This window comes from Mannheimia indoligenes (genome assembly GCF_036880405.1).
GTDB classification, from domain to species: domain Bacteria; phylum Pseudomonadota; class Gammaproteobacteria; order Enterobacterales; family Pasteurellaceae; genus Mannheimia; species Mannheimia indoligenes.
Genome location: NZ_JBAJJM010000023.1, coordinates 1 through 12,874 on the forward strand (window position 1 = coordinate 1; position 12,874 = coordinate 12,874).

Annotated in this window: 10 protein-coding genes; 5 read left to right on the forward strand and 5 right to left on the reverse strand. The window is 40.5% G+C overall.

From position 1 onward, the window contains the following. From V6W77_RS10500 to V6W77_RS10510, 3 genes are all read right to left on the reverse strand, one after another. The coding region (locus V6W77_RS10500) for a beta strand repeat-containing protein (RefSeq protein WP_334254593.1) at positions 1–4,025 on the reverse strand (4,025 nt) is incomplete at its 3' end. A gap of 284 nt (positions 4,026–4,309) precedes the next feature. Further along, positions 4,310–4,540 (reverse strand): zinc ribbon domain-containing protein, encoded by a 231-nt coding sequence (locus tag V6W77_RS10505; protein WP_334254594.1) that lies wholly within the window; start codon positions 4,538–4,540, stop codon positions 4,310–4,312. 23 nt (positions 4,541–4,563) lie between these two features. Further along, positions 4,564–5,283 (reverse strand): hypothetical protein, encoded by a 720-nt coding sequence (locus V6W77_RS10510; protein WP_334254595.1) that lies wholly within the window; start codon positions 5,281–5,283, stop codon positions 4,564–4,566. Positions 5,284–5,651: 368 nt separating this feature from the next. On the opposite strand from V6W77_RS10510, the gene dnaK reads away from it, so the two are divergent. From dnaK to V6W77_RS10535, 5 genes are all read left to right on the forward strand, one after another. Next, positions 5,652–7,550 carry a molecular chaperone DnaK gene (gene dnaK, locus V6W77_RS10515; protein WP_025235209.1) on the forward strand — a complete coding sequence of 633 codons (1,899 nt, stop codon included), beginning with the start codon at positions 5,652–5,654 and terminating at the stop codon, positions 7,548–7,550. A 128-nt stretch (positions 7,551–7,678) separates the two neighbouring features. Then, positions 7,679–8,104 (forward strand): VapD, encoded by a 426-nt coding sequence (locus V6W77_RS10520; protein WP_334254596.1) that lies wholly within the window; start codon positions 7,679–7,681, stop codon positions 8,102–8,104. Positions 8,105–8,129: 25 nt separating this feature from the next. Then, complete coding sequence (locus V6W77_RS10525; protein ID WP_428981790.1) at positions 8,130–8,438, forward strand: hypothetical protein; 309 nt, start codon at positions 8,130–8,132, stop codon at positions 8,436–8,438. A 184-nt stretch (positions 8,439–8,622) separates the two neighbouring features. Then, a complete protein-coding gene (dnaJ, locus tag V6W77_RS10530) occupies positions 8,623–9,762 on the forward strand; it encodes a molecular chaperone DnaJ (RefSeq protein WP_334232158.1) in 1,140 nt (379 codons plus the stop codon). Positions 9,763–10,009: 247 nt separating this feature from the next. Further along, entirely contained in the window at positions 10,010–11,518 is a 1,509-nt protein-coding gene (locus tag V6W77_RS10535) for a catalase (protein WP_025235205.1), read from the forward strand. Positions 11,519–11,580: 62 nt separating this feature from the next. On the opposite strand, the gene V6W77_RS10540 is transcribed toward V6W77_RS10535, so the two are convergent. Both V6W77_RS10540 and V6W77_RS10545 read right to left on the reverse strand, forming a co-directional pair. Beyond that, complete coding sequence (locus V6W77_RS10540) at positions 11,581–11,802, reverse strand: sulfurtransferase TusA family protein (RefSeq protein ID WP_025235204.1); 222 nt, start codon at positions 11,800–11,802, stop codon at positions 11,581–11,583. Between the two features lie 18 nt (positions 11,803–11,820). Next, a complete protein-coding gene (locus V6W77_RS10545; RefSeq protein ID WP_334254598.1) occupies positions 11,821–12,849 on the reverse strand; it encodes a YeeE/YedE family protein in 1,029 nt (342 codons plus the stop codon). Between the last annotated feature and the right edge of the window lie 25 nt (positions 12,850–12,874).

Here is a 12,874-nt window from a genome sequence, read left to right on the forward strand (position 1 = left end):
TCTACACCGTCTTTACCATCACGACCTGCTGCACCAGTTTCACCTTTAGCACCATCTTGACCGTCACGACCATCTCTAATAGTGATATCTTCTGTTTGACCATCAGGGTAGGTAATGGTAATGGTATATGAATCACCATCTTTTCTGGTTTCAAACTTCGTGCCTTTTACCAGAATATCACGGATGCCTTCTTCAGATGTGCTACCCGTTACTGTTACACCATTGTCACCAATAAAGTTTACTTGGTTTGCGTTTTTAACCGTGTCTAAATAGTTATTGCCACTTGCAGACACAATCCAACCCATATTGCGTAAATCGCCTACAGTTGCAACAGTGTTGTTGTGTACTGCTGGGTTATTTAAGTTAAGTAGAGTATTTGTGTTTGCTGCAACAGTACCTGGACCATTTACATTAACAGTCTGCGTACCTAAGCCACTCACCACATTATTAATTGCAGTTGCTGCCCCAATCGCATTTGGTGCTGCCGTTGGGTTAGTAACGTTGATAACCAGTTGATCTGCAGGAATAGGATCACCTGTTGGGTTACCATCTGCATCTACTTTAAAGAATTGATCACCTACTTTCACTACAGGGTTACCATTTTTGTCAGTAAACTGAACTGGTAAGCCTGTTACATGGTAAGTTACATTGCTTGCTTTACCATCTGTATTAGTTACAACCGCTTTAGTATTACCACCATTAACGAAGTTAATGATGTCATCTTTGTTCACACGGTCTTTTTCATCACCGTTATTTTGAACTAAGAAGCTGCTGTCTGCGGCTTTAACTTTTAAGTCAATCTCCGTTGTATTTTGCTCAGTGGTCGAAGCCTTGCCTGTAATCTCAACAGAGCCGTCAGATGAAATGAAGTTTACTTTATCGCCCCATTTCACATCATCAAGTTTATTGCCTGATGCCTGTACTTCCCACGCACCATTATTCACTACTTGATATAACTGTGAACCATTGATTGCATCGGTAGAAGTTGCGTTAATTAAACCTGCTGCAACATTTTGGATACGGCGTTCTGCATTTGGCGCACCTACAGAAACCACACCTGTTGATGTGCTACCTGCAAAGCCTGAGTAAGTAACAGTATTGATCACTGCATTGCTTACTGCACCAATACCATCTGTGCTAGTACCTTTTTGGGTATAAGCAGATTCTGAACCTAAGAATACAGAGTTCTCTGCTGTTTCTGTCACTCGGTTACCAACAACAAAAGTTTCTTTTGTTGCTACAGTATTGTTATTACCTACTACACGAGAACCTGACGCATCAACTGTGCCAGCTAAACCACTTGTGGTTTGTAATTTACCAGCAGAATCATAGGTTGCTGTTGCACCAATTTGGTTATTGTTACCAAATGCACCAGTATTGGTTGATGTTTGACCAACTGCGTTGTCGTTACCTAGAGTATAAGAGCCTGCGCCAGAAACGATAGAAGGGTCACCAATTGCACCCGCATTTTCTGCATTGACTAAGTTACCTGTACCGATAGCGATAGCTTGGTCAGCAGTTGCTTTAGAGCCTTGACCGATAGCAATAGATTGGTTACCTGATGCTACCACTTCCGAACCAATACCAACGGCATTACTGATGGACTTGCCATTAAAGTCAGAACCACCGTTAACAAAGTTACCGATTAATACGTTTTTCGTATTGTTTGCCGTATTATGTCCAGACTGAGGTCCCATAATAATAGAACGGTCAGATGTCGAAGTAGAACCTGCTAAGTGGCCCATTAAAATATTGTTATCACCAGTAGTATCACGACCAGCTAAGTTACCCATCACAGCGTTACCATCACCGCTTAAGCGTTGACCTGCACCATCACCTACAAGGATATTAGCACCGGCGCCAAAGCCAGGGAAAGTTGTATTTCTACCGTCATTAGATTTTACAGCTTCACCAGCACTCGTACCAATAGCGATGTTACGGGTAGAATTGGTATCAACTACATTTTTTAATGCGCCCGTACCAATACCAACACCACCGTAGGCTGCAGTATCTTTACCTGCTTCTTTACCAATATAAACGCTAGGAGAGCGTTTGCTATCCTCTAACACGCTTGCTTGGGCAGTTTTTGATGCTTCAGACTTTAATGCACCGGCTTCATAACCGATAGCCACAGAGTAATCTTTGGTTGATGCTTCACCTGCATTGGAACCAATGTTGACATTGTGGATATTCCATTGGTCACGTACGTTAATACCAGCATTTTCACCAATAGAAATGTTGCGTCCACCAATAGCCTGTGCACCATCACCAATAGCGATGTTATTTTGTTTACCAATCAATGCACGAACTACAGGATTTGCAGGATTTGATTTATTTGCTTCATAGAAAGCAACTAAGGCATCTTTGCTTACGAATGCACGATTTGTACGAGGGTCAATAATATTTGCCCAGTTATCCGCACCTGTTAAATCAGCCGCACCAGCAACTGAGTTTTTGCCCATTGCGATAGAGCCGATTGTATTTGCTTTTGCAACAGAACCAAGTGCAATGGTATGGTTTTCTTTACCAAGAGAATCACGACCGATTGCAATAGATTGACCACCTGCAGCACTTGAATTCATCGCACCTGCGAAGGCATAAGTACCATTAGCATTTGCACCGTTACCTATTGCAGTTGAAGAGTTACCAGTTGCATTTGCACTATCACCCACTGCAGTTGCAGAGCCTTTAGTTGCTGTAGCTAAACGACCAATAGCAACTGTTGCATTTTCTGTTGCATTTGCGCCATTACCTACTGCTACTGCAGAAGTTTTGCTTGCAGTTGAGTTTGCACCCACCGCTACAGAAGACTCGGCCGTTGCGTTAGTATTAGAACCTACAGCAACTGCTGATAAACCAGATGCTGTTGATTGGTTACCTGCTGCAATAGAGAAGTTACCACTTGCAAGTGCATTAGCTGTTAATGCAGCTGCATTTACGGCTGATGCAACAGCACCCACACCAAGCGCTACAGTATTAACATTTTTAGCTTCTGCATTAGTACCAAGTGCAGTAGCACTTCCACTAGACGCTTTGGCACCTGAACCTACCGCTGTTGCCTGTTGTGAAGTTGCTTGAGTTGCAATACCAATTGCCACAGCACCCATTGCAGTTGCACCACCAGACTTATCAGCACCAGCTAAGTTAGTAGCTGGGTTGCCACCAATATTATTACCATCATTTACGTGTAGATAGTTTTCAATAACTGCTGGTGTTGTTACTTTATTTGCAATAGCATTCACAGCTGCAATTACAGAATACAGCTGTGAACCATTAATCGCATCCGTTGAACTTGAAGAAATAGTACCTGCAGCAACATTCTGGATCTGACGATATGTATATCTATCTGTACTTGCTGTGTTATCAACCCAATATGAACTTGCACCATTACGTGTTGATGTACGATTACCTTCAACAAATGCATTCACTGCCTGTCCTGAACCTACGGATAGTACAGAAGTATCACTCGTCGCCTTACCAGCGAATTCATAGGTTACACCACCGATAGTCACACGCTGAGACTCAGTGCCTGTATTACTAGTGCCTGCAATAGAATAAGCACCTAAAGCAACACTACCTGTTTTTTCAGTTCCTGTACCTTGCTCTACTTTTGCACCATACCCTAATACAACTGCGGCTGCAGTACTTTGGATACTCGTATTACCACCAATAGCAACCGAGTGATGGTTTGGTGCTGTAACATTAGCATAAGTATTAGTACCCGAGTAAGCTCGTGCTCCCCCCTCTGGACCCGAATTATCTGTTGTTTCACCCAAAATAACGGTTGAATAATCCCCAGCAGACCAACCACTTTGAGCAACAGGTACAGTAGCTGATGTGCTATTAGATAACACCAATCCGACTACTGTGGCCAATAAACTCAGCTTTAATGTTTTACCCAAGCTAGAACTTGGCTCAACACTCGTTATTGTAGATGACACTTTGCCTTGGTTTTTCGCCAATTCTGAGGCTACTTCCATTCTCTGGGTTGTTCGATTAAAAATAACCTTGAAAATTTTGTTCATAAGTTTAATACCTTAAAAGTAAGTATTTAATATAAAATCCATTTTTATCGACTAAATAAAAAAACAGACTAGTCTGATATTTAAATAGCTAAAAAAACATCCTTAAAAATCAAACAACAAGGAAATTTAGCCATTTTATAAATTAATAGTATTACTCCAAAAATTCCATATTATTTACTCAATTTTACTTAGCCCTAACGTGCACAGAGAAAGAGGCTGTAAAGCCTGTAAAAAAACAAAGGGCATTCATATCTGATGAATGCCCTACTTCGTTAAATACGCCATTAATTTACAATGAAATTTGCCACTCCAATCACGCTCACAAAAACCGCCAGCCAAATCAATTGTAACTTCATACTTTTACGATTAATTTCCTGATTATGTAGCCTACGCTGCTCTAATTTTTGCCGATAAATTTCTAAATCTGCTTCTTTAAATGAAAAACCACAATGCGGACAGCTTTCTACGCTGTCGCTGATACGTTTTCTGCACTCCGGGCAGCGGTGTAATGCCATAGTTTCCCCTTACAAGCGGTTATTTATTTCGAAAAATTTTCAATATAGATACGATAATAACTTTGATCATTTCGATTAAAGAAAATAAAATTATCATTATCTTTTTGTTTCTCCCCCATAATATAACCATTATCACTATTGGTTGAGAGAATATAATATTTTTGGTTCTCTATTTCTATATAATCATAGGTAGTACGTAAGCCAGCTCTTAAATAACCAATGTGTAGAGCTAATAGCGAAAAATAGAGGAAGATAAAGAGATTAAAGATATGGAGATCTCCTTTTAATATCATCTTTCTGACATCAAGATCAAGTTTCGTATCATTCCACTTTTTCTGGAAAAATAAAACACTTAGTGCGGTAACAAAAACATAGGTAATTGAAATGGAAATAGGCACAATACCCGTAAACACGTAGAAAGTGAGAATAACCGGTATGGTAAAAACAGAAACCAATACAATAACTCTTAACCAGCCTAAATGTTGAAAATAATGTAGTTTAAAAACTTTATTTATTAAAGCGTAGCCTAAAGCATAGCAGAAAAAGAGTAACACCGAAACAATGAATACATAAGCAAGACTTCTTGCCATACTGGCATTACCAACTTCAACGTGCCACCAAGGATAGCCGTGAAAAAGTGCTTGTCCCCAGCCATAGCAATAAGCTGTCGAAAAGCTGATGATAGTTAAAAATGCAAGAGAAAATGAGGAGTTTATAATTTTATTAATGTGAGTCTTGAGCATAACAACTTCTCTACCTTCACGAAAACCATAAAGAAGGAATGATACATTTTTTGACAACAAAAAGGAATATTCAATTGACTTTTTTAGATATAGATCCGATCTCATACTATAAATTGTAACATTTATTACCCATTTATTTTCTATGGGATTAATCCACCACAAACAAGCAAGCCTTGTTTTTTGAAGGTTGGTTTGTCGGCAACAGAGAAACTGTGAACAATCCTATAAATAATTTTTTCCAAAATTTTACAATTTTTTTTACTTTTCCTCTTGAACCGTTAAATTTTGCCCCTATTTATGGTTTCGTCTGAACGGGAAATTATCCCGTTTCTTTGTGAAACTGAATTTATAATTAGAGGAATCATAAAATGGGTAAAATCATTGGTATTGACTTAGGTACAACAAACTCTTGTGTTGCGGTAATGGACGGCGACAAACCACGCGTAATTGAAAATGCAGAAGGTGCACGCACAACGCCATCAATTATTGCTTACACAGATAAAGAAACCTTAGTGGGTCAGCCGGCAAAACGTCAGGCAATTACTAACCCGAAAAATACTTTATTTGCAATCAAACGTTTAATCGGTCGTCGTTTTACCGATGCTGAAGTACAACGTGATATCGAAATTATGCCGTTTGAAATCAGCAAAGCAGATAACGGCGATGCGTGGGTAACCGTAAAAGGCGAAAAATTAGCACCACCGCAAATCTCTGCTGAAATTTTGAAAAAAATGAAGAAAACTGCAGAAGATTTCTTAGGCGAGCCGGTAACTGAAGCAGTAATCACTGTGCCTGCATACTTTAACGATGCACAACGTCAAGCAACCAAAGATGCCGGTCGTATCGCTGGTTTAGATGTAAAACGTATCATCAACGAACCAACAGCAGCAGCCTTAGCTTACGGTTTAGATTCGAAGAAAGAGAACCAAACTATCGCAGTTTATGACTTAGGTGGTGGTACATTCGATATTTCAATCATCGAAATCGACAACTTTGACGGCGAGCAAACCTTTGAAGTGCGTGCAACCAATGGTGATACTCACTTAGGTGGTGAAGACTTCGATAACCGTGTGATCAACTACTTAGTGGAAGAGTTCCAAAAAGAACAAGGCGTTGATTTACGCAACGACCCAATGGCAATGCAACGTGTGAAAGAAGCGGCAGAAAAAGCGAAAATCGAGCTTTCTTCAGCACAAGAAACTGAAGTAAATCTTCCGTACATCACAGCGGATGCAAGCGGTCCAAAACACTTAAACATCAAAGTAACTCGTGCAAAATTAGAAGCGTTAGTGGAAGATTTAGTTAATCGTTCATTAGAGCCGTTAAAAACCGCATTAGCGGATGCGGGCTTATCGGTTGGCGAAATCAACGATGTGATTTTAGTGGGCGGTCAAACCCGTATGCCATTAGTACAGAAAAAAGTGGCTGATTTCTTCGGTAAAGAACCTCGTAAAGATGTGAACCCGGACGAAGCGGTGGCAATCGGTGCAGCAGTGCAAGGTGGTGTATTAAGCGGTTCTGTAACAGACGTATTGTTATTAGACGTAACTCCGCTTTCATTAGGTATCGAAACAATGGGTGGTGTAATGACGACCTTAATTGAGAAAAACACGACGATCCCAACCAAAAAATCGCAAGTGTTCTCAACGGCGGAAGATAACCAATCTGCGGTAACTATCCACGTGTTACAAGGTGAACGTAAACGTGCAGCGGATAACAAATCTTTAGGTCAATTCAACCTTGAAGGTATTAACCCTGCTCCACGCGGTATGCCACAAATTGAAGTAACTTTCGATATTGATGCGAACGGTATCATTAACGTGTCTGCGAAAGATAAAAATACAGGTAAAGAGCAACAAATCAAAATCCAAGCATCTTCAGGCTTAAGCGATGAAGAAGTAGAACAAATGGTGCGTGATGCGGAAGCGAACGCTGAAGCAGACAAAAAATTTGAAGAGTTAGTTCAAACCCGTAACCAAGCAGACGGTATTGCTCACGCAACCCGTAAGCAAATCACTGAAGCAGGCGATGCGTTAAATGCAGACGACAAAGCGAAAATTGAAGCTGCTGTTGCAGAGTTAGAAACTGCGGCAAAAGGCGAAGATAAAGCTGACATCGAAGCGAAAATCGAAGCGTTAATCAAAGCCTCAGAACCGCTAATGCAAGCCGCTCAAGCAAAAGCCCAAGCAGGCGAGCAACCACAACAAGCTCAAAAAGATGATGGTGTGGTAGATGCGGAATTTGAAGAAGTGAAAGACAATAAATAATCTTTCCCAGACCTGTAGGGGCGAAACATCTTTCGCCCCTTTTGCATAACGTGAACGTAGGGGAAAATTGCAATTTGCCCCTACAACAAGCGGTCAAATTCTAAGGAAATTTTGCAAAAGGCGGAACTATGAGCAGATACCTAATAACCTTCGATATGGACACCAATTGTCTAAAAGAAAACTATCACGGTAACACTTTCAATAATGCCTATTATGATATTCGTAATGTGCTAAAACAGCACGGCTTTGAAAATCTTCAAGGGAGTGTTTATTTAGGTAATGAAGGTATTAGTGAGGCTCACGCAACCATTGCAATTCAAGAGCTTACTGCAAAATTTAAATGGTTTTACCCTTGTGTATCGAATATCAAATTTTATCGGATTGAAAGCGATTTAAACGCAGATTTTATCGCTTACAATGTGCATAAAGCACGAGAGAAATTTGAAAAGCAGTTACAGGTTTTAGAACAAACATTAGTTGATACAGGCTTAAGCCGTATTCAAATTGATGAAATTCTGAAAAAACAGATATTTAGTTTAGAAGAACAACCGTAACAAACGGTCAAATTCTAAGGAAATTTTGCAAATGCTTAAGCTCTACCCTACAACTAAAAAAGTGCAAATTCCGTTTTATAAAATCTACAATCACAAAACAGGCGAAACGGTTATTGCAACGGAAACTGAAAACGGCAATGAGCCGATTTTGATGGAAGATTTTATGTGGTTTGAGAAAGTTCCAACCACTGAAGATCTACTTTCAGAAACGTGGTCGAGCATTGAAAACCGCTCCAAGCAAGGCTTGTTAAAACGAGCCTACACTGTGGATTTTGAAAAACATTTACCTGACGGCAAAGTCGAAATTTATATTGCGGTGAATCCGCATTGTTAATATAACTAGAGATCTGATCCCCCTCTTTAGAAAAGAGGGGTTAGGGGAGATTTGATTACGATTTCAAAGTTTCGTAGGAGCGTAAATCACTTCTGCCAAATCTCCCCCTTCCCCTCTTTGCTAAAGAGAGGAGTAAAACAAGCGGTCATTTTTTATAAAAATTTTGCAAAAATACGGAAAAACTATGGCGAAAAAAGATTATTACGAAGTCCTTGGGTTAGAAAAAGGGGCAAGTGAGAAAGACATCAAGCGTGCTTATAAACGTTTAGCGGCAAAGCATCACCCTGACAAAAACCAAGGTAGTAAAGACTCGGAAGAAAAATTTAAAGAGATCACTGAAGCGTACGAAGTTTTAACCGACAATGAAAAACGTGCAATGTACGACCAATACGGACACGCTGCTTTTGAACAAGGCGGGGGCGGTTCAGGCGGATTTGGAGGCTTCGGTGGCGGTGGTTTTGGCGGCTTTGAAGACATCTTCAGTGAAATGTTTGGTGGCGGCTTCGGTGGCGGTGGTCGCCGTAGCCGTGTAGTACGTGGCGATGATTTACGTTACGACATCGAAATCACTCTGGAAGAAGCTGTAAAAGGTTGCAAGAAGGATATTCGCATTCAAACCTTAGCGGAATGTGATACTTGCCACGGCTCAGGTGCAGAGGCTGGCAGCAAAGTGGAAACCTGTTCTCACTGCCACGGTACAGGTCGGGTTCGCCGTCAGCAAGGTTTTTTTGTAACGGAAGCGATCTGTCCAAGTTGCCACGGCACGGGCAAACGTATTGAAAAACCGTGTCGTTCTTGCCACGGCGATGGTCGTGTTCAAAAAGCGAAAAATCTCTCCGTTACTATTCCGGCAGGGGTGGATACCGGTAACCAACTTCGTTTATCCGGCGAAGGGGCTGCAGGCGAAAACGGAGCACCGGCAGGCGATTTATATGTGGTAATTCACGTTAAAGAACACGATATTTTTGAGCGTGATGGTTCAAATTTATATTGTGAAGTGCCAATCAGCTTTACCCTTGCGGCGTTAGGTGGCGAAATTGAGGTGCCAACCTTAGATGGCAAACTCAAACTTAAAATTCCGGCAGAAACCCAAACAGGCAAACTGTTCCGTGTGAGGGGTAAAGGGGTGGCAAGTGCAAGAGGTGGCTACACCGGTGATTTAATTTGCAAAGTTGTGATTGAAACTCCGGTTAATTTAAGCGAAGAACAAAAAGCATTACTTCGTCAATTTGAAGAAAGTTTAGAGGGTAAAGCGAAACACCGCCCGAAACACGAAGGCTTTTTCGATGGCGTGAAGAAGTTTTTTGATAATTTAGGTAAATAACGTATCACTTTATTCATTCAAAAGTGCCTGTTTCAGATAGGCACTTTTTCATTCTATTTTTGCAAAAAATTCACTAAAAGTAACCGCTTGTAATAGATTAATGAATACCTGATAATTACCATCAACTATTAAACAATAAATTTCAATAGCCCTAAATTATCAAATTAATAGATTGCGAAAAAATCTATAGCCTCTATAATCCCCTTTGAATTGATTACCTATCTTACTTTTTTATGAGGATTCTATTATGTCTAAATGTCCTGTAACACATTTGACAATGAACAACGGTGCACCTGTTGTTGATAACCAAAACAGCTTAACTGCCGGTCCACGTGGTCCACTATTAGCTCAAGATTTATGGTTAAATGAAAAATTAGCTAATTTCGTACGTGAAGTTATTCCTGAGCGTCGTATGCACGCTAAAGGTTCTGGTGCGTTCGGTACTTTCACTGTAACTAATGACATCACCAAATACACTCGTGCTGCAATCTTCAGCCAAGTGGGTAAAAAAACTGAAATGTTTGCTCGCTTTACAACTGTTGCGGGTGAGCGTGGTGCAGCTGATGCTGAGCGTGATATTCGTGGTTTCGCGTTAAAATTCTATACCGAAGAAGGTAACTGGGATATGGTTGGTAACAACACGCCTGTATTCTTCTTACGTGATCCACGTAAATTCCCGGATTTAAATAAAGCGGTTAAACGTGATCCACGCACAAATATGCGTTCGGCAACAAATAACTGGGATTTCTGGACTTTATTACCTGAAGCATTCCACCAAGTTACTATCGTAATGAGTGAGCGTGGTATTCCGGCTTCTTATCGTCATATGCACGGTTTTGGCTCACACACTTATAGCTTCATCAATGCTGAAAATGAGCGTTTCTGGGTGAAATTCCATTTCCGTACCCAACAAGGTATCAAAAACTTAACAAACGAAGAAGCGGCTGCAATTATTGCAAACGATCGTGAAAGCCACCAACGTGATTTATACGAAGCAATTGAGCGTGGCGATTTCCCGAAATGGAAAATGTATGTACAAATTATGCCTGAAGCTGATGCAGAAAAAGTACCATACCACCCATTTGATTTAACTAAAGTATGGCCAAAAGCAGACTACCCGTTAATTGAAGTGGGTGAGTTTGAATTAAACCGTAACCCTGAAAACTTCTTTGCTGATGTTGAGCAATCTGCGTTTGCACCAAGCAACTTAGTTCCGGGTATCAGTGTATCTCCAGACCGTATGTTACAAGCTCGTTTATTCAACTATGCGGATGCACAACGTTACCGTTTAGGTGTAAACCACCACCAAATCCCGGTAAACGCACCACGCTGCCCGGTACACAGCAACGCTCGTGATGGTCAAGGTCGTGTAGACGGCAACTACGGTAGCACAATTCATTACGAACCAAACAGCTTCGGCAAATGGCAAGAACAAGCTCAATATGCTGAGCCACCACTAAAAATCAACGGTGATGCAGCACATTGGAACTATCGTGAAGACGATGCAGATTACTTCAGCCAACCACGCGTATTGTTTAACAATATGAATGATGAACAAAAACAAGCATTATTCAACAATACTGCAGCTGGTATGGGTGATGCATTAGATTTCATCAAATACCGCCATATCCGTAACTGCTATGCCTGCGATCCAGCATACGGCGAAGGTGTTGCTAAAGCATTAGGTATGACTGTTGAAGATGCAATTGCAGCTCGTGCAACAGACCCTGCGTTAGGTCAGCCGGGTTTACTATAATTCTTAGGTAAAAACGCAAAAAGAAAAGCTCTACGAAAGTAGAGCTTTTTTATGCTTAAGATTTATTTAACCACCGTAATCTCCCATAATGCATCGCCGATTTGTTGATAATCGGTTACTTCATAGCCTTCTTCCTCTGCCCAATTTGGAATAGCTTCTGTTGCTTGGGTACAATCAAATTCAATTGTTAAGCTATCCCCTTTGTTTAATTTTGCCATAGCTGCTTTTGCTTCAACTAAAGGAAATGGACAAACAAGTCCTGAAGCCGGTAAACGAACATTCATTATAATACTCCTTAAAAATTAACTTTTTAAACGTTGCGGACGAATAATTGTAAAATATGCACCAACCGATGTACCTAAAATCATAATAGGTAATGAAATCCAACCTTGCCACGAGAAAAATGCGGTTTCAACTAAGCCGTTGCCGATAGAGCAACCGCCGGCAAGACTTGCCCCAATTCCCATTAACGCACCACCACCGGCACTACGAAGCATTGTGGTTGCATCTGGCACTCTAAAACGAAATTCATTGGATAATTTTGCAGCAACAAAAGAACCAATTAAAATTCCCAATACTAAAAACACACCCCAGTTAATGAATTTATCATCGCCAAATACAAAGTATTGAATAACATTTGCACTCGGAGAAGTAATGCCTAAGCCAAAATTTCGACCTGCTGCATTACTTAGAGGCCACGCTAACAGTGCAATAAGACCAACTAATACCGCTGTTACAAACGGATGCCAACGTTTTTCAAATAGAATATGGGCTAAACCTGTTTTTCGTGGTTTTAATACAATGGTTTTTCCTCTTGGTTTTCTTAAATGGCGAATAGCCAGTGTTAAAGTAACTACAGTTAAAATAAACACTAAAATCCAAGGTGAAATGCCAAATGTTTCATAGATAGTACGCTGTTCAATTACATTACTTTTTAATTCTTGATTAAGTGGAGCTAATACCCCTGTTCTCATTGAAGCTGAGAATAATGCATAAATAATTAACGCTACCCAACTACCAATTAAACCTTCACCGGCACGATACCAAGTCCCTGTTGCACAACCACCGGCATAGATGATACCAACGCCAAATAAGAATGCTCCGATAATCACAGCAAGTAGCGGTAAATTCTCTGCGGGAGAGTCAAAAGAACCCGCTTCATATAACAACCAAATGCCGATAGATTGAACAGTAATCGCAATTAAAAGAGCTACAAACATACGGCTGCTTTTAGTTACATAAAGATCACGAAACGCTCCCGTAATACAGAAACGTCCACGCTGCATTACAAAACCGAGTAGGAAACCACATAACAATCCTGTTAATAACATAAAAAATACCTCACTAAAATAAATA